Source organism: Dyella sp. SG562 (assembly GCF_011759495.1).
Lineage (GTDB): Bacteria > Pseudomonadota > Gammaproteobacteria > Xanthomonadales > Rhodanobacteraceae > Dyella_D > Dyella_D marensis.
Genome location: NZ_JAAOYS010000001.1, coordinates 301,114 through 319,023 on the forward strand (window position 1 = coordinate 301,114; position 17,910 = coordinate 319,023).

The following is a 17,910-nucleotide window of genomic DNA, read 5'->3' on the forward strand; positions in this document are numbered from 1 at the left end:
GCCTTCTGGCTAGAATGCCCAACTCGCGGCCCACCGCCCCCTATCCACCATGCAGCCCTCCATGCGCCTCTACCTGCAAACCGCGCCCAGCTCCGGCGAAGCGCCCCGCTACGTCCAGATCGTGCTGGAGCAGGATCTGCTCGGCGGCTGGACGCTGTACCGCGAGACCGGCGTGCAGGGCGGCAAGGCCAGCCTCAAGCGCGAGCAATTCCTGGAGCGCGACGACGCCATCGCGGCGTTCGAGAAGGCGCGCGACGCGCAGCTCAAGCGCGGCTACCGCCTGATGTTCAGCCAGGGCATGGACGGCCCGTACGGACGTTGAAATGAGCGAACCCCTGAAGAACGACCGCTTCCTGCGCGCCCTGCGCCGCGAACCCACCGACACCACCCCGATCTGGGTGATGCGCCAGGCCGGCCGCTACCTGCCGGAATACCGCGCCACCCGCGCCCGCGCCGGCAGCTTCATGGCGCTGGCGCAGTCGCCGGAACTGGCCTGCGAAGTGACCCTGCAGCCGCTGGAGCGCTTCGACCTGGATGCGGCGATCCTGTTCTCCGACATCCTCACCATTCCCGACGCGATGGGCCTGGGGCTCAGCTTCGCGCAGGGCGAGGGTCCGCAGTTCGCGCATCCGGTGCGCACGCGGGCCGACGTCGACAAGCTCGGCGTGCCCGACATGGACGGCGAGCTGCGCTACGTGATGGATGCGGTGCGCACGATCCGCCGCGAGCTGCACGGCCGCGTGCCGCTGATCGGCTTCTCCGGCAGCCCGTGGACGCTGGCCTGCTACATGGTCGAAGGCGAAGGCTCGCGCGATTTCGCCACGCTCAAGGCCATGTGCTGGAACGAGCCGAAGCTCGCGCACCAGTTGCTCGATACGCTGGCCCGCTCGGTGGCCGCCTATCTCGCCGCGCAGGCCGCGGCCGGCGCGCAGGCGCTGATGGTGTTCGACACCTGGGGCGGTATGCTCGGCCCCGCGCCGTACCGCGAGTTCTCGCTGCGCTATATGGCCCAGGTGGTCGATGCGCTGAAGGCCGACGCGCAGGCGCGCGAGCTGCCGGTGATCCTGTTCTCCAAGGGCGCCCACCGCCACCTGCCCGCCATGGCCGACACCGGCTGCGCCGCCCTGGGCGTGGACTGGACCATCGACCTGGCCGACGCCCGCGCCGCCGTCGGCGGCCGCGTGGCCCTGCAGGGCAACCTCGACCCCGCCGTGCTGCGTTCCAACCCCGAGACCATCCGCCGCGAGGCGCGCGCCGTGCTGGACAGCTTCGGCAACCACCCGGGCCATGTGTTCAACCTGGGGCACGGGATTACGCCGGAGGTGGATCCGGAGCACGTGAAGGTGCTGGTGGATGAAGTGCATGCCTATGGCCGCGTAGTACGCGAAAAGGTCTAAAGACGTACCCCCTCTCCCCTCCGGGGAGAGGGCTGGGGTGAGGGGTCGGCCGGAGCGCAGAAGCGGGAGCAGCAAGCCAGCCCCGCCCTGTCGATCTCCCGCCGCGAGCCCCGACCCCTCATCCCGCTGCCGCCACCTTCCTCGCTCCTCAGAGCCGGGCACATCCCTGTGCCCTCCCCGCGTACTCCCCAGCGGGAGAAGGGTTCCCATCCAGGCAGGTCCGCCCCAGCCTGTTTTTGGCAGCCCCCAGCCCCCACCCTTACAATCCAGGGTCTTTACCCCGTTCCCACCCACGCGCCCGCCCCGGCGCGCCATGACGAGCCCCCGATGGACAAGAGTTTCGAGCCCCGCCAGATCGAGTCGAAGTGGTATGCGCGCTGGGAAGCCAGTGGCGACTTCAAGCCTTCGGGACGCGGCGAGCCGTACTGCATCCTGCTGCCGCCGCCAAACGTCACCGGCACCCTGCACATGGGCCATGCGTTCCAGCAGACCGTGATGGACATGCTGATCCGCTACCAGCGCATGCGCGGCCTCAACACGCTGTGGCAGGTGGGCACCGACCATGCGGGCATCGCCACGCAGAAGATCGTGGAGAACCAGCTCGCCGCCGCCGGGCAGACCCGCCACGACCTGGGGCGCGAGGCCTTCGTCGAGCGCGTGTGGCAGTGGAAGGAGGAATCCGGCTCCACCATCACCAACCAGATGCGGCGGCTGGGCGTCGCCGCCGACTGGTCGCGCGAGCGCTTCACCATGGACGAGGGGCTGTCGTCCGCGGTGCGCAAGGTGTTCGTGGAGTGGTTCCGCGCGGGGCTGATCTATCGCGGCAACCGCCTGGTGAACTGGGACCCGGCGCTGGGCACCGCCGTGTCGGACCTGGAAGTGAACAACGTGGAGCGCGACGGCCACCTGTGGTCGATCCGCTATTACACGGTGGACAACAGCGACAGCGTCGTCGTCGCCACCACGCGTCCGGAAACCATGCTCGGCGACGTCGCCGTGGCGGTGCACCCGGAAGACGAGCGCTACGCGCACCTGGTCGGCAAGATGCTGCGCCTGCCGCTGTCGAACCGCGAGATTCCGGTGATCGCCGACGACTACGTCGACCGCGAATTCGGCACCGGCTTCGTCAAGATCACGCCGGCGCACGACTTCAACGACTACGCCATCGGCCAGCGCCACAACCTGGCGCCGATCAACATCTTCACGCTGGACGCGAAGGTCAACGAGAACGCGCCGGAACAGTACCGCGGCCTCGACCGCTTCGAAGCGCGCAAGCGCGTGCTGGCCGACCTGGAAACCGAAGGCCTGCTGGTGGAAACCAAGCCGCACAAGCTGCAGGTGCCGGTGAGCCAGCGCTCGGACGCGGTGATCGAGCCGATGCTCACCGACCAGTGGTTCGTCGACCTCACCAGCGACCACGGCCGCAAGGCGATCACCGAGCCGGCGCTGGACGCCGTGCGCTCGGGCGAGATCAAGTTCGTGCCGGAGAACTGGAGCACCACCTACACGCAGTGGCTGGAGAACATCCAGGACTGGTGCATCAGCCGCCAGCTGTGGTGGGGCCATCGCATTCCGGCCTGGTACGACGAGGCCGGCAACATCTTCGTGGGCGAGAACGAAGCCGACGCGCGCGCGCATGCCGCGGTGCCGCCGGTCGGCGCGCTGCGCCAGGACGAGGACGTGCTGGACACCTGGTTCAGTTCCGCGCTGTGGCCGTTCTCCACGCTCGGCTGGCCGGCGGATGGCCCGGTGAAGAACGAGCGCGGCGAAGTGGTGGCCGACTGGCAGGCGGACAAGATCTTCCTGCCCAGCGCGGTGCTGGTCACCGGCTTCGACATCATCTTCTTCTGGGTCGCGCGCATGGTGATGGCGACCAAATACTTCACCGGCCAGGTGCCGTTCCGCGAGGTGTACATCAACGCCATCGTGCGCGACGCCGAAGGCCAGAAGATGTCCAAGTCCAAGGGCAATACGCTGGACCCGCTGGACCTGATCGACGGCATCGAGCTGGAGCCGCTGGTGGAGAAGTCGACCAAGTCGCTGCTGATTCCGCAGGTGCGCGAGAAAGTGGAAAAGCGCATCCGCAAGGATTACCCGGCCGGTATTCCCGCGATCGGTACCGACGCGCTGCGCTTCACCTTCGCCGCGCTGGCCAGCTACAGCCGCACCATCAATTTCGACATCAAGCGCGCCGAAGGCTACAAGGCGTTCTGCAACAAGCTGTGGAACGCCGCGCGCTTCGTGCTGATGAACGTGGAGAACGGCGCCATCGCCGCGGCCGGCACGCCGCCGGCGACGGAAGCGGAGCGCTGGATTCTCACGCGCCTCAAGCAAACGCTGGGCGACGTCGAACAGCACTTCCTTACCTACCGCTTCGACCTGCTCGCGCAGGAGCTGTACGAGTTCGTCTGGAACGAGTACTGCGACTGGTTCCTGGAACTGTCCAAGCCGGCGCTCAACGGCGACGACGCGGCCGCCGCCGCTTCCACCCGCCGCACCCTGCTGGTGGTGCTGGAGACGGTGCTGCGCGCGCTGCATCCGATCGTGCCGTTCATCACCGAGGAGATCTGGCAGTCGGTGGCGCCGCTGCTGGGCCTCACCGAGGCGGCCCTGCTGCGCCGGCCGTGGCCGAAGGCCGGCGACATCGCGGCCGACGAGGCGGCCACCGCCGAAGTCGAGTGGTTCAAGAACGTGCTGAGCGGCATCCGCCGCATCCGCTCGGAAATGAATATCGCGCCGGGCAAGACCATCCCGCTGCTGCTGGCCGACGGCGACGCCGCCGATCGCGCGCGCGCGGCGAAGTTCGCCGCGCAGATCGCCTTCCTGGCGCGCGTGGATGCGCCGCAGTGGATCGACGCCGGCGTGGACGAGCCGGCCGCCGCGGCCGCGGTGGTGGGTTCGATGCGCGTGCTGATTCCGCTGGCCGGACTGATCGACGTGGGCGCGGAGAAGACGCGCCTGGGCAAGGAGATCGGCCGTATCGAAGGCGAGATCAGGAAGTGCGAGGGCAAGCTGGGCAATGCCAACTTCGTGGCGAATGCGCCGGCGGAAGTGGTGGCGCAGGAGCGTCAGCGCATTGCGGATTGGGGCACGCAGTTGAGTGCGTTGCGGGAGCAGTTGTTGAAGCTTGGCTAAGTGAACTCTTCTCCCCTTCGGGGAGAAGATGCCGGCAGGCAGATGAGGGGCGGGTGCTCGCGATAACGCTTCTACGGAGTGAGCAAAAGCTTTTTGGGCTTGTAATGACCCTCAGCTCAACGCTCCGCCCGGCCCCTCACCCCAACCCTCTCCCCGGAGGGGAGAGGGAGCAAGAAGCGCGTCAGGGCGCGGCGAAATCCAGCGCCATGACGATCGCGTCTTCCCTGCCCTGCTTCGCCGGGTAGTAATTCGGGCGGCGGCCGATCTCCTCGAAGCCGATCGAGCGGTACAAGGTCTGCGCCACCGGATTCGACGGGCGTACTTCCAGGAACACCCGCTCGGCGCCGTTCCAGCGCGCCACGTCCAGCAGGCGGCGCAGCAGGTGCCGGCCCAGGCCCAGGCCGCGGTGGTTCTGGCTGATGCACAGGTTGAGCACGTGGGCCTCGCCGGCGGCGACGGAGAGCACGCCGTAGCCGGCCATCTCGCCTTCCACCCATAGCACCCAGGCCGGATGCCCGGCTTTCAGGCAGTCGCCGAAGATGCCTTCGCTCCACGGGAAGTCGTAGGCAGCGCGTTCCAGCGCGGCGACGCCGGGCAGGTCTTCGCGGCGCATGGCGCGGACTTCGGCATGGGGCCGTGCGACCGCGACCATGGCCTCAGCCCGCGGTCTCGGCCAGGGCGCGGCGCAGGCTGCGCAGCGCCGTCCACAAGCGCCGCTTGCCGGCGCCGGAACCGTGCACCGCGCCGGGCTCGTCGGCCAGCACGATATGCGCCTGCTGCAGCATCGCCGCGGGCAATTCGCGGCCCAGCGCATGCGCCTGGGCCTCGCCGAACACCAGGTAGGCCTTGGCCAGCGGCACGGCGGCGAGGCGCCCGTCGCGCACCTCGATGCGCGCGGCACGGGCCAGCGCCGGGCCGAAGGCGGTCAGCGCGCGGCCGAGCAGGTCCAGCGCGCGCGGCTCGCAGCCGGCGGGCAGCAGCACCACGCAATGGCCGGCGGCGGTTTCCGCGGCGGGCGCATCATCCGTGGGCGTGGACGGCATCGACGGCGCGTCGCGCCGCACCCACGGGGTGACGCCCAGCGCGCGCAGCACGCGCGAACGATGCATGGAACCGGACGGCGCCATCGCGCTCATGCCGCTCCGCGGCGGCGGCGGGTGGCGCGGCCCCACAAGGTGAGGGCCGGGCCGGACAGCAGGTACAGGGTGAACACCACGAACAGCACGCGCGGCGGATCGACCAGGAACGGGATCAGGATCAGCACGCCCACGATGATCCACAGGAACGGCACGCGGTCGCGCTCGCCCATCGGCAGCGACTTGAAGCTGTAGTAGCGGAAGCGGCTGACCATCAGCAGGCCCACCAGCACCGCCATGAACGGGGTGAAGAAGCACAGCTCGTCGCCGCCCACGCCGAACTTGTCCATGCTCCACACGAAGGACATGCACACCGCGGCGGCGGCCGGGCTGGCCAGGCCCTGGAAATAGCGCTTGTCGGCCACGCCCACCTGGGTGTTGAAGCGGGCCAGGCGCAGCGCCGCGCAGGCGGCATAGATAAAGGCGGCGGCCCAGCCCAGCTTGCCCCACAGCGGGCCATAGGCTTTGAGCGTGGACAGCGACCAGGTGTACATCACCAGCGCGGGCGCCAGGCCGAAGCTGACCAGGTCGGACAGCGAGTCGTACTGCACGCCGAATTCGCTCTGCGTACCGGTGAGGCGCGCCACGCGGCCGTCCATGCCGTCCAGCACGGCGGCCACGAACACCGCGATGGCCGCGTCGCTGTAGCTGCCGCCGATGCTGGCCACGATCGCGTAGAAGCCGGCGAACATGGCTCCCGTGGTGAACAGGTTGGGCAGCAGGTAGATGCCCCGGTGGCGCGGCGGGCGGACGGGCGTGGTCTCGCTCATGGATCAATCCGTGACGGAATGCGCGCAGTGTAAACCATCGCTTGAGTCCTATCCGTGCGGGTGCTAACAAGGGCGCCGAACGTTTTTCCGCCCTGTCCCGCCTTCCAGTTTCCCCGGAGAAGACCATGCGTCGCCCGCTGATCGCCGCCGCCCTGCTGCTCGCCCCCCTGGCCTTCGCCCTGCCGGCCGCGGCCCAGCAGGTCTACAAATGGACCGACGCCAGCGGCTCCGTGCACTACTCCGACACCCCGCCGCCGAAGGGCGGCACGTCCAAGAAGATCACCCTGTCCGGCATTCCGCAGTCGTCGTCGTCCGCGCCGGCCCAGCCGGCCAAGGAAGGCAGCGGCCGCGAACAGACCACCGGCTCCGCCGAGGGGCCGGCCCAGGCGCCGGTGGCCGACACCCCGGAAAACCGCAAGAAGCTCTGCAGCACGCTCAAGGGCAACCTGGACATCCTGCGCGACAAGAAGCCGGTGGTGGTGCAGGAAGGCAACCAGGCCAAGGTGCTGGACGACGCGCAGCGCAAGCAGCAGCAGTCCACCGCCGAGGCGCAGTACAAGCAGTACTGCCCGAACGAGTAAGCCGCGCATCGATCGCCGCGACGTTGAACCCCTCTCCCCCTGGGAGAGGGGTTGGGGTTGGGGTTGGGGTTGGGGTGAGGGTGCGGGCGGAGCGCGAGATTGATGTGCACCGCTCCGCCCGCACCCTCATCCGGCTGCCGCCACCTTCTCCCGAAGGGAGAAGGGTTCGCCTTGGGAAGATCGAGGAAATCAGGCCAATCGGGAATCGCTATACTCGGCTTCTTTACCCGCCGGAACGCCCCCCGCATGCGCCTCAGCCAATACCACCTGGCCACCGTCAAGGAAGTGCCCGCCGACGCCGAGATCGCCAGCCATCAGCTGATGCTGCGCACCGGCATGATCCGCAAGCTCGCCGCCGGCCTGTACACCTGGGCGCCGCTGGGCCTGCGCGTGATGCGCAAGGTCGAGCAGGTGGTGCGCGAGGAAATGGACCGCGCCGGCGCGATCGAGCTGCTGATGCCGACCATCCAGCCGCGCGAGCTGTGGGAAGAAACCGGCCGCTGGCAGAAGTTCGGCGGCCAGCTGCTGAAGATCAAGGACCGCAAGGAGCAGGAGTTCTGCTACGCGCCCACCGCCGAAGAGGTGATCACCGACTTCGCGCGCAACGAGCTGAAGAGCTACAAGCAGCTGCCGGTCAACTTCTATCAGATCCAGACCAAGTTCCGCGACGAGATCCGCCCGCGCTTCGGCGTGATGCGCGCGCGCGAGTTCGTGATGAAGGACGCCTACTCCTTCCACCTCACGCAGGAATCCCTGGGCCAGACCTACCAGGCCATGTACGACGCCTACGCGCGCATCTTCACCCGCCTGGGCCTGAAGTTCCGCGCGGTGCAGGCCGACACCGGCGCCATCGGCGGCAATGCCAGCCACGAATTCCAGGTGCTGGCCGATTCCGGCGAGGATGCCCTGGTGTTCTCGGATGGTTCCGATTACGCCGCGAATATCGAGAAGGCCGAGGCGCTGGCGCCCGCCGCCGCGCGTCCGGCGCCTTCCGCCGAACTCAAGCGCGTGGACACGCCTGCGCAGAAGACCATCGACGAGGTGGCCGCCTTCCTCAAGGTCGAGCCCAGCCAGTGCGTCAAGACCATCCTGGTCCAGGGCAGCAAGGGCCTGGTCGCGCTGTGCGTGCGCGGCGACCACGAGGTCAACGAAGTGAAGGCCGGCAAGCTGGCCGAGATGCCGGGCGAATCGGTGCTGGCCACCGAGGCGGAGATTCTCGCCGTTACCGGCACCCGCCCCGGCTTTATCGGCCCGGCCGGCCTGCCGGCGGAGATCCCCGTGATCGTCGACCGCAGCGCCGCCGTGCTGGCGGACTTCGTCTGCGGCGGCAACCAGGACGGCACCCACTACACCGGCGCGAACTGGGAGCGCGATGCCCGCGTCACCCGTGTCGAAGACATCCGCAAGGTGGTCGACGGCGATCCCTCGCCGGACGGCAAGGGCAGCCTGCGCATGGGCCGCGGCATCGAGGTCGGCCATGTATTCCAGCTCGGCGGCAAGTACGCCGAAGCGCTCAAGGCCACCGTGCTGGACGAGAACGGCAAGGCCCAGGTGATGCTGATGGGCTGCTACGGCATCGGCGTCAGCCGCATCGTGGCCGCCGCCATCGAGCAGTGCCACGACGAGGCCGGCATCATCTGGCCGGAAGCCATGGCGCCGTGGCGCGTGGCCGTGTGCATGATCAATCCCAAGGGCCTGCCCGAGGTCACCCAGGCCGCGGAGGCGCTGTACGCGCAGCTGCGGCAGCGCGGCATCGAGGTGCTGCTGGACGACCGCGGCCTGCGCCCCGGCGCGATGTTCGCCGACATGGAGCTGATCGGCATTCCGCACCGCGTGGTGGTCAGCGAGCGCGGCATCGCCGCCGGCACGCTGGAATACCGGGCGCGCCATGAGGCGGAAGCCCGGGCGATTAATACCGAGGAATTGTTCTCCCTGCTTGGCTGATTCTTTCCGGGTGAAGTGTGCGCAGAACGGCCGCCTTGTGCGGCCGTTCTCAATTCTGTGACGCGCAAGGCATGAAAAACGACAGCCAGGCCAGGCCGTCCCGCCCAATTACGGGTTAATCATCCGCTTCCGAATTAGGAATCGGATGAATAATGCCCCCTAAAGCTGGCGCAAGTGCATTACCGGGGAATAACTCCGGTATTTTGCAATTCCCGAACGGATCATCCAGAATCCCCCGCGCAATACCGATTCGATCCATTGCACCTAAAACAACCATAATGCCGTTAATGGCTCATCACCCGGGAGTAGTCATGGCTGTCGATATCAAGAATCTCAACCATAACCAGCTCAACGACCTGATCGCCAAGGCGCAGTCGCGCCAGACTGAACTGCGCAAGGACAAGGTCGTCAAGCTGCGTGAAAAGATCCACGCCCTGATCAAGGCCGAAGGCTTCGCGTTCGACGACGTGTTCGGCCAGGGCCGCGCGGCCAAGGGCCCGCGCAAGAGCGGCGGCATCGTGCCGCCGAAGTACCGTAACCCGGCCGATCCGGAACAGACCTGGTCCGGCCGCGGCAAGCGTCCGCGCTGGTTCAACGACGCGCTGAAGGCGGGCAAGAAGGAAAAGGATCTGGCGATCTGATCGCCGCGCTCCGCGTAAAAGAAAACGCCGGCCTTGCGCCGGCGTTTTCTTTTCCATTCGCGTCATTCGAAGTGCATCGTTTATGCAACATGGAACATCTGCAACGCGTCACCGCATCCGGCATTAACCCGGCGCACCCGGCAGGTTAATCGCGGCGGCTACAGCGAACGCCGCGGCGCCACCAGCAGGTCGCCGAACAGCAAGCCGGCCACCAGCGAAATCAGCAGGGTCACCAGCAATACGCCGGTATCGAAACCCAGCACCGTATCGCGCTCCAGCAGATACGACACGCTGCGGAAACTTACGCTGCCGGGCACCAGCAGGATAATCCCCGGCTCGCGCACCACCGCGCCCGGCCGGTGCGCAAAGCGCGCATAAACATTGGACAGCGCGCCCAGCAGAAAGCCACCGAGAAACACGCCGAACGGCGCCGCCGGCAGATGCCCCGCGACCAGGCCGCCCCAGCGCGTGGACGCATAGCCCACCACCACCGCACCCATCACCACCAGCCAGTCGCGCCGCGCCGCGCGGAACGCCATGGCGAAGGCGATCGCGGCCACCAGCAGCGCGGGCAGCTCGGTCCAGGCGGGCAGCGGCGGCAAGGAGAAGTCGCGCGGATAGATACCGACCGCCGCACACAGCTGCGCGCCGGCCACGGTGCCGAAGGTCAGCTTGAGCAAGGTGGCGAGCGCGCCGCCCATCCTGGCCATGCCGGCCACCAGATGCTGGCTGGAGATCTCGCGCACCGCGGTGGTCAGCGCCATGCCGGGCATCAGCATGATCAGGCCGGCCAGGATCACCGACTTGATCGCCAGTGGCACCACCAGCGCGCTGACCAGGATCGCGAACACCGTGCCGACCAGCGCGCAGATCGCCTCGCTCGCCACCGCCAGGCGCGGGCGCGTGGCCGACAGCACGCTGATGGTGCCGATCATCAGGCCGATCACCGCGGTGGTCAGCAGGTCGGCCCAGGAGCTGTGCAGCAGCAGCGCGACGATGCTGGCGGCGGCGAGGCCATAGCTGGCGATCACGCCGGCCTGCGCGCGGCGCGTATCCGGCCGGCCCAGTTCGCGCAGCAGGCGGAAGCCTTCGCGCAGTTCGATCTGGCCGGCGATCACCTGGTCGGCGATCAGGTCGGCCTGGCACAGGCGCGCGAGATTCACGTCGCCCGGCGGCAGGCGCATCACCTGGGTCACCTGGGCCACGCCGTCGTCGCCCTGCGCCTGGTCGGAGAAGGAAATGATGATGGCGGTCGGGCTGGACCACACTTCCGCCGCCAGCCCCAGCCGCGCCGCCGAACCGGCGATGGCCATTTCCAGGCGCGGCGCCGAGGTGCCGTATTGGTGCAGGCGCCGCGCCAGCTCCACCAGGAAGGCGATGCGCGTGTTCAGCGCCGCGGTGGCGAAGTTCAGCGTGGGCGCGGCGAAGCCGGCGGGCGAGGAAGGCGGGAAGCTCATGCCCGCATTCTCACCCGGAAGGCGCCGGCTTGAATACGTTTGGCCGTCCGAATGGTGGCCTCACGCGGCCGGCTTCACCTGCAGCGTATTGCCCTCCACCGCCACCACTTCCACGGTGGCGCCGGCCGGCAGGTCCGGTCCGCTCACCAGCCACAGGCCGTCGCCCACGCGTGCCTTGCCGCGGCCGTTGACGATGGCCTCGGCCAGCACGTACTGCCGGCCGATGTTCTGCTCGCCGCGGCGGTTGAGCCGCGACTCGCTCTGGTCGGTGCGCCGCATGCGCGGGCGCACCTGGTACCAGTAGATCGCGCAGGACAGAAAGGCCAGCACCACGAAGGCGATCGCCTGCGCCAGCATCGGCAGCGGCGCCACCAGCACCAGCAGGCCGGTGGCCGCCGCGCCGATGCCGATCCACAGCAGGAAATAGCCCGGCAGCAGCACCTCGGCGCCGATCAGCACCAGGGCGACGATCCACCACAGGTAATGCGTTGCGATATCCGGAAACATGGCCAACCCCCTTCGACGATGCGGCGCTTCAGACCGGCGGCGGCGTGCGGCGCACCGTGTTCTTCTCCTGCTGCTGGCCCAGCGACTCCTTGGCCAGCTCCGCGATGCCGGCCAGCGAGCCGATGATGCCGGTGGCTTCGACCGGCAGCAGCAGCATCTTCTGGTTCGGCGAATGCGCCATCTCCTTCAGCGCCTCCACGTACTTGTTGGCGACGAAGTAGTTCAGCGCATTGACGTCGCCGTTGGCGATCGCGCTGGAAACCAGCGTGGTCGCCTGCGCCTCGGCCTCGGCCAGGCGGATGCGCGCCTCGGCTTCGCGGAACGCGGCTTCCTTCTTGCCTTCCGCGGAAAGGATCGCCGACTGCTTCTCGCCCTCGGCCTTGAGGATCGCCGACTGGCGCAGGCCCTCGGCCTCCAGGATCTGCGCGCGCTTCTCGCGCTCGGCCTTCATCTGGCGCGCCATCGAATCGACCAGGTCGCGCGGCGGCGCGATGTCCTTGATCTCGATGCGGTTGACCTTGACGCCCCACGGATGGGTGGCCTCGTCGACCACGCGCAGCAGCTGCGCGTTGATCGCATCGCGCTGGCTCAGCGATTCGTCCAGATCCATCGAGCCCAGCACCGTGCGGATATTGGTCATGATCAGCGCCAGCGCAGCCTGTTCCAGATTGGACACTTCATAGGCTGCCTTGGCCGCGTCCAGCACCTGGTAGAACACCACGCCGTCCACGCGCACCACCGCGTTATCTTTGGTGATGACGTCCTGCGAGGGCACGTCGAGCACCTGCTCCATCATGTTCACCTTGCGGCCGACGCTGTACATGATGGGAATCAGGAAATGCAGGCCCGGCGTGAGCGTATGCGTGTACTTGCCGAACTGCTCCACCGTCCATTCGTAGCCCTGCGGCACGATGCGTACCAGCTTGGCGATCATGATGACCGCGACCACCACGACCACCAGCGCTAAAAGCGAACCCATGGCCCAACCTCCTGTCCGTGACGATGGCGCGGAGTATAGGGGAGGTCCAGGCAGGGGGCGGTTACGTTATGACGTCACTGCGCGCGCGGGCCTCAGGCCAGCTTCAACGGCAACAACAAACTAACGCGCAGCCCGCCTTGCTCGCGATTGGCGAGCGTGATGCGCCCGCCATGCGCCTCGACGATTTCGCGCGCCAGGGCCAGCCCCAGGCCGGTGCCGGAACGCTTGGTGGAATAGAACGGCAGCAGCGCCTGCGCCAGCACGGTCTCGCTCATGCCGGGGCCGCGGTCGGCCACTTCGATGCGCACGTCGCGGCCGATCACCGTCAGCGACACGCTGACGCCGTCTTCGGCACTGCCGGATTCGTGCGCGTTCTTCACCAGGTTGATCAGCACCTGCTCGATCTGCGCCGCATCGAACCAGCCTTCCTGCTCGGGCAGGCTGCCCTCGACGCGGAACTTGCAGTGCAGGGCCAGGCTGTCCAGGAACGGCCGCCACGGAATCGACACCGGCTGCGGCGCCGGCAGCTTGGCGAAATTGGCATAGCCGGCGATAAAGCCATGCAGGTGCCGCGCGCGTTCGCCGATGGTGGCGAACACGCCGGGCAGGCGTTCGGTCTGGCCGCGGCGCGCCAGCTCGGCGCCGGAATGCGCCAGCGAGGAAATCGGCGCCAGCGAGTTGTTCAACTCGTGGCTGATCACGCGGATCACGCGCTTCCACGTCGCCACTTCCTGCCGCGACAGCTCGCGCGTCATGCGGCGGAACAGCTGCAGCCGGTGCGGGCGCCCCTGCAGGCGGAAGCTGCGCTGCGACAGATGGAACGTTTCTTCGCTGCCATCCATCTCCACCGTCAGCAGCGCGTCCTCGCCGCCTTCCACCGCGCGGCGCAGCGCATCGGGCGCATCGGCCAGCAGCTCGAGGAAATCCAGCCCGTGCAGCGTGCGCCCTTCGTTGAACAGATGGCGCGCGGCGATATTGGCGTAGGTGACGCGGCCGATGCTGTCGGTCAGCACCAGCGCCACCGGCGTGTTCTGCACCACCGTGTCCAGCAGCAATTCGCGCTGGGCCAGGTTCTGGCGCTGCTCGCGCAGGGTCTGGCCCAGCGCGTTGTGCATGCGGATCAGGTCGCCGAGTTCGTCATGGCGCCGCGCCGCGATGGAGAAACTGAAGTCGCCGTCGCGATAGCTGGCCACCGCGCCTTCCAGCGCGCGCAGCAGGCGGTTGAGCGGATGCATTACCCGTCCCGCCAGCCAGATCGACAGCGGAATCGCCACGCCCGCGCTCACCGCCAGCCCGCCCCACACGCCCAGGTGCGAAGGCGGCTGCACGGTCACGCCGAGATCGTGCTTCATCCATTGCAGCAGCTGCGGCAGCGGCCATTGGGTAATGCCGATATACAACAGCGCGCCCGACACATAGGCCAGGCCCAGCAGCAGCGCCAGGCGGGTCTGCAGGGTGTCGAGGCGCCGCAGCACTCAGCGGCCCTGGCCGGAACCCAGCGACCGTTCCTGCTTGCAGGCGGCGTTGGCGGAATCGCAGACCGATGGCGCGCCACGACCGCTGCGCTGCGACGACCCTTCGACCTTGAAGCGCGACTCGCCGGGCTTGTCGTCCTTGAAACGGAAGGCGCTCTGGCCATCGCGCGTACCGGCGGCCGGGCTGCTGCCATAGGCCACGCTGGACGACGGAGCCGGCCGCTGCCAGCTGTCGCTCGCCTGTGGCGCGGATTGCGCGTGCGCCGCGAAGGTTGCCGCGATGAAACCCAACATCATCCACCGACGCATGTTCGTTCCCCAGGAAGGTTCAGGATCGCGGCATCTTGATATGCGGTGGGTGCGGCGGGCAACCATCTTTAGGCATGGCCGCGCTTCTGCCCCCTCTCCCCTCCGGGGAGAGGGTTGGGGTGAGGGGCCGGGCGGAGCAGTGAGCAGAAGGTCGCGAAAACCAAAAGCTTCTGTTCTCTTCGTAGAAGTGCTGTCGCGAGCACCCGCCCCTCATCTGCCTGCCGGCATCTTCTCCCCGGAGGGGAGAAGAGCTTCGTCTTCAGGTGCCCTGAGTTGCCAGGCCATACCGCTCCATCCGCCGATACAGCGCCTGCCGCGACAGCCCCAGCGCCTGCGCCGCCCGGCTCACCACGCCGTCGGCCTTGTCCAGCGCCGCCTCCACCGCTTCGCGGCTGGGCTCGTCCAGGTTGCGGTTGGCGGCCGGCGCGGCCTGCGGCAGGTTGAGCAGTTCGGGCTGGATGCGGCCGTCGGCCGCGAGCAGTGCGGCGCGCTCGATCGCATTCTTCAGCTCGCGCACATTGCCCGGCCACGGATAGCCGAGCAGCGCCTCGCGCGCGGCATCGGTGAGTTCCGCGCGGCCGTCCAGGAAATGCTCGGCCAGCGGCAGGATGTCGTCGACACGATCGGCCAGCGCCGGCAGGTTCACCTCGATCACGTTGAGGCGGTAGTAGAGATCTTCGCGGAAGGTGCCGGCGCGGATCATCGCCTTCAGGTCCGCATTGGTGGCGCTCAGCACGCGCACCTTCACCTGGCGCGTGCGGCCGGAGCCCAAGCGCTCGAACTGCCCGGTCTCCAGCACGCGCAGCAGCTTCACCTGGCCGGACAGCGGCAGGTTGCCGATCTCGTCCAGGAACAAGGTGCCGCCGTCGGCCAGCTCGAAACGGCCTTCGCGCGCCTTGTTGGCGCCGGTATAGGCGCCGGCCTCGGCGCCGAACAGCTCGGCCTCGATCAGCTCGCCCGGCAAGGCGCCGCAGTTGACCGCCACAAAGGCACCGCGCTTCACCGCCGAGTTGGCGTGCACGATCGCCGCGATGCGCTCCTTGCCCGCGCCATTGGGGCCGGTGATCAGCACCGGCACTTCCGAGCGGGCCACCTGGCAGGCCAGTTCCAGCGTGCGCGCCATCGCCTCGGAGGAGAACACCAGGCCGGTGAGGTCGTAGCGGCGCTCCAGGTCCTCGCGGCGGCGGCGGCGCTCGTTGCGGGCGCGGTTCACCTCGCGGGTGGATTCCGACAGCTCCAGCAGGTTCTCCACCGTGGCCAGCAGCTTGGCATCGTCCCAGGGCTTGGCCAGGTAATCCGCGGCGCCGGCCTTGACCAGCTCCACCGCGGTTTCCAGGTGGGTCCAGGCGGTGAGCAGGATCACCGGCAGGTCGGTGTGGCGCTGGCGCAGGGCGCGGAACAGCGCGATGCCTTCCTCGCCGGAGGTGGTGTCCGCCGTGAAGTTCATGTCCTGGATGACCACGTCGATGCGTTCGCGCTCGAGCAGCTCCAGGCCCTGCTCCGGCGTCAGCGCGGTCAGCGGGCGGATTTCGTGCAGGGACAGCGCCAGCGAGAGCGCCTCTCCCACGGCGGGGTTGTCGTCGATGATCAGGACGGTACGCATGTGGCTCTTGGGCATGCCGGAACAGATGCATCCTGCCGGCAAAACGTTGTAATGACCATTGGCCTATTCAGCCGTCAAGGCGCCGCGGTGGGGTGGGCCGGCGCCTTGCCGGACTTCACCGCGGCGATCCAGGCGTCGGTGCGGGCCTCCAGCACGTCCAGCGGCAGCGCGCCGCCGCCCAGGATCTGGTCGTGGAAGGCGCGGATGTCGAAGCGCTCGCCCAGTTCCCTCCTGGCCCGCTCGCGCAGCTCCAGGATCTTCAGCTGACCCATCTTGTAGCCCAGCGCCTGGCCCGGCCAGGTGATGTAGCGGTCGGTCTCGGCCTGGATGTCCGGCTCGTCCTGGCTGGAATGGGCGTGGAAGAAATCCACCATCTGCTGGCGCGTCCAGTGCTTGTAGTGCACGCCGGTATCCAGCACCAGGCGGTCGGCGCGCAGCAGTTCGTCGGACAGGCGGCCGTAGTCGGAGAGCGGGTCCTGGTAGAAGCCGATGTCCTTGCCCAGCCGCTCGGCGTACAGCGCCCAGCCTTCCACGTAGGCGTTGTAGCCGGCCTGCTGGCGGAACGGCGGCAGCTTGGGCAGCGCCTGCGCGATCGAGATCTGCATGTGATGGCCGGGAATCGCCTCGTGATACGCGGTCGATTCGATGGTCAGCGTGGTGCGGTCGGCGAAGTCGCCGGTGTTCACGTAGACCTGGCCGGGACGCGAACCGTCCGGCGTGCCCTGGTGGTATTCGGCGCCGGGGGCTTCCTTCTCGCGGTACTGCTCCACCGGCATCACCTGCACCTTGGTCTTCGGCAGCAGGCCGAACAGCTTGGGCAGTTCCGGCTGCATCTGCGCGATAAAGCCGCGGTAGCGGTTGAGGATGTCCTCGCGCGACGTCGGATGCAGCTTGGCGTCGTGCTTCAGCGCCTCGCGGAAGCTGGCCAGGTCCTTATAGCCCTGCCCCTTGGCGATCGCCGTCATCTCCTCCTCGATGCGCTTCACCTCGGCCAGGCCGATCTCGTGGATGCGCTGCGGGGTCTCCCTGGTGGTGGTCATCTGCTCCACGTCGAAGCGGTAGATCGCCTCGCCATTGGCCAGCTGCCACACGCCCGGCTCGGTGCGCCCGTGCGGCGCATAGTCCTTGGCCACGAACTCGCCGAGCTTGCGGTAGGCCGGGCGCACTTCGTTGTCGATGGCGGCGACGATGGCGTCGTGCAGGCGCTTCCGGTCGGCGGCGGATACCGTCTTGGGGAAATGCTTCAGCGGCTCGGCGAAGGAGTTTTCCTCACCCGCCGGCTTGGCGATGCTGTCGATCTGCCCGACCACTTTTTCCAGCAGATAGCGCGGCGGCATCATGCCGTCCTGCAAACCCTGGCGCGCCACCTCGGTCACCTGCGCCAGCACGCGCGGCACGGCGTGCAGGCGCGCGAGGTAGTCCTCGTACTGTTTGGCGTTGTCGAACGGAATGGAGCTGACGAAGCCCGGCAGCTGCAGGTGCATGCCGTTCATCTGGTCCAGCGGCATCTCGTTGAGCTTCAGGTCGTAGCTCCGCAGCCCGTCGCGCAGCTGGCGCACCATCAGCTGCAGATTGAGCTTGTCCTCGTCGGAGAAGCCGGTGGTGTCGATCGCCTCGAAGCGCTTGAGGAAATCCGCATTGACCTTGCGCTCGGCCGCCTGGTGCGCCAGCGAGAGATCGCTCCAGCGATCGTTGTAGCGCAGGTCGCCCAGGATGGTGGCGAACTCCGGCGCGTTCTGCAGCGAGTGCTGCCACTGTTCGGCCAGCAGCTTGTTGAGCGCATCCACCCGGGCGGTAACGCTGGCGGGCGTGGCGGCGGCCACCGGCGCGGCCACGGTCACCGAGCCCAGCAGGCTCGCGCAGATCATCCAGGACACCAGCTTCATGCAAACCCCTCAGGCGGCAAAGCGATCCACGCACTGTAGCCGGTTGCGACCGGCGTGGCAGCTCTCGCCGGCCAGCACACGCCGCGCTTA

16 protein-coding genes are annotated in these 17,910 nt (G+C 68.0%); 6 read left to right on the top strand and 10 right to left on the bottom strand.

Features of this window, described 5'->3' with window-relative positions:
- Nucleotides 1-61 precede the first annotated feature (61 nt).
- From FHW84_RS01320 to FHW84_RS01330, 3 genes are all read left to right on the top strand, one after another.
- Complete coding sequence (locus FHW84_RS01320; RefSeq protein ID WP_167252317.1) at nt 62-322, top strand: WGR domain-containing protein; 261 nt, start codon at nt 62-64, stop codon at nt 320-322.
- A gap of 1 nt (nt 323) precedes the next feature.
- Entirely contained in the window at nt 324-1,397 is a 1,074-nt protein-coding gene (gene hemE, locus FHW84_RS01325; RefSeq protein ID WP_167252318.1) for a uroporphyrinogen decarboxylase, read from the top strand.
- 327 nt (nt 1,398-1,724) lie between these two features.
- Nucleotides 1,725-4,532: a valine--tRNA ligase gene (locus tag FHW84_RS01330; RefSeq protein WP_167252319.1), complete on the top strand. Its 2,808-nt coding sequence runs from the start codon at nt 1,725-1,727 to the stop codon at nt 4,530-4,532.
- 181 nt (nt 4,533-4,713) lie between these two features.
- Here FHW84_RS01330 and rimI read toward each other — a convergent pair whose 3' ends face one another.
- The 3 genes from rimI to FHW84_RS01345 are packed head-to-tail and all read right to left on the bottom strand — an operon-like array spanning nt 4,714 to nt 6,438.
- On the bottom strand, nt 4,714-5,184 hold the full coding sequence (gene rimI, locus FHW84_RS01335) for a ribosomal protein S18-alanine N-acetyltransferase (protein WP_167252320.1): 471 nt from the start codon (nt 5,182-5,184) through the stop codon (nt 4,714-4,716).
- A 4-nt stretch (nt 5,185-5,188) separates the two neighbouring features.
- Nucleotides 5,189-5,668, bottom strand: coding sequence for a hypothetical protein (locus tag FHW84_RS01340; RefSeq protein WP_167252321.1), 480 nt, complete (start codon nt 5,666-5,668; stop codon nt 5,189-5,191).
- Nucleotides 5,665-6,438, bottom strand: a complete 774-nt coding sequence (locus tag FHW84_RS01345) for a phosphatidylcholine/phosphatidylserine synthase (RefSeq protein WP_167252322.1) — start codon at nt 6,436-6,438, stop codon at nt 5,665-5,667. The genes FHW84_RS01340 and FHW84_RS01345 overlap by 4 nt, the downstream gene beginning before the upstream one ends.
- A gap of 125 nt (nt 6,439-6,563) precedes the next feature.
- On the opposite strand from FHW84_RS01345, the gene FHW84_RS01350 reads away from it, so the two are divergent.
- The 3 genes from FHW84_RS01350 to FHW84_RS01360 all read left to right on the top strand — a co-directional run bounded on the left by FHW84_RS01350 (nt 6,564) and on the right by FHW84_RS01360 (nt 9,604).
- Nucleotides 6,564-7,019, top strand: a complete 456-nt coding sequence (locus tag FHW84_RS01350) for a DUF4124 domain-containing protein (protein ID WP_167252323.1) — start codon at nt 6,564-6,566, stop codon at nt 7,017-7,019.
- Between the two features lie 246 nt (nt 7,020-7,265).
- On the top strand, nt 7,266-8,963 hold the full coding sequence (locus tag FHW84_RS01355; RefSeq protein WP_167252324.1) for a proline--tRNA ligase: 1,698 nt from the start codon (nt 7,266-7,268) through the stop codon (nt 8,961-8,963).
- Nucleotides 8,964-9,274: 311 nt separating this feature from the next.
- A complete protein-coding gene (locus tag FHW84_RS01360; protein WP_167252325.1) occupies nt 9,275-9,604 on the top strand; it encodes an H-NS histone family protein in 330 nt (109 codons plus the stop codon).
- 158 nt (nt 9,605-9,762) lie between these two features.
- Here FHW84_RS01360 and FHW84_RS01365 read toward each other — a convergent pair whose 3' ends face one another.
- The 7 genes from FHW84_RS01365 to FHW84_RS01395 all read right to left on the bottom strand — a co-directional run bounded on the left by FHW84_RS01365 (nt 9,763) and on the right by FHW84_RS01395 (nt 17,820).
- Entirely contained in the window at nt 9,763-11,061 is a 1,299-nt protein-coding gene (locus FHW84_RS01365) for a threonine/serine exporter family protein (RefSeq protein ID WP_167252326.1), read from the bottom strand.
- A 60-nt stretch (nt 11,062-11,121) separates the two neighbouring features.
- The gene (locus FHW84_RS01370) at nt 11,122-11,568 is read right to left on the bottom strand and encodes an NfeD family protein (RefSeq protein ID WP_167252327.1); all 447 of its coding nucleotides are present in this window, start codon (nt 11,566-11,568) and stop codon (nt 11,122-11,124) included.
- Between the two features lie 28 nt (nt 11,569-11,596).
- On the bottom strand, nt 11,597-12,547 hold the full coding sequence (locus FHW84_RS01375) for an SPFH domain-containing protein (protein WP_167252328.1): 951 nt from the start codon (nt 12,545-12,547) through the stop codon (nt 11,597-11,599).
- Nucleotides 12,548-12,639: 92 nt separating this feature from the next.
- Entirely contained in the window at nt 12,640-14,022 is a 1,383-nt protein-coding gene (locus FHW84_RS01380) for an ATP-binding protein (RefSeq protein WP_167252329.1), read from the bottom strand.
- Nucleotides 14,023-14,331, bottom strand: coding sequence for a hypothetical protein (locus FHW84_RS01385; RefSeq protein ID WP_167252330.1), 309 nt, complete (start codon nt 14,329-14,331; stop codon nt 14,023-14,025).
- Between the two features lie 259 nt (nt 14,332-14,590).
- Complete coding sequence (locus FHW84_RS01390; RefSeq protein ID WP_167252331.1) at nt 14,591-15,934, bottom strand: sigma-54 dependent transcriptional regulator; 1,344 nt, start codon at nt 15,932-15,934, stop codon at nt 14,591-14,593.
- A 74-nt stretch (nt 15,935-16,008) separates the two neighbouring features.
- Nucleotides 16,009-17,820 (bottom strand): DUF885 domain-containing protein, encoded by a 1,812-nt coding sequence (locus FHW84_RS01395; RefSeq protein WP_167252332.1) that lies wholly within the window; start codon nt 17,818-17,820, stop codon nt 16,009-16,011.
- Between the last annotated feature and the right edge of the window lie 90 nt (nt 17,821-17,910).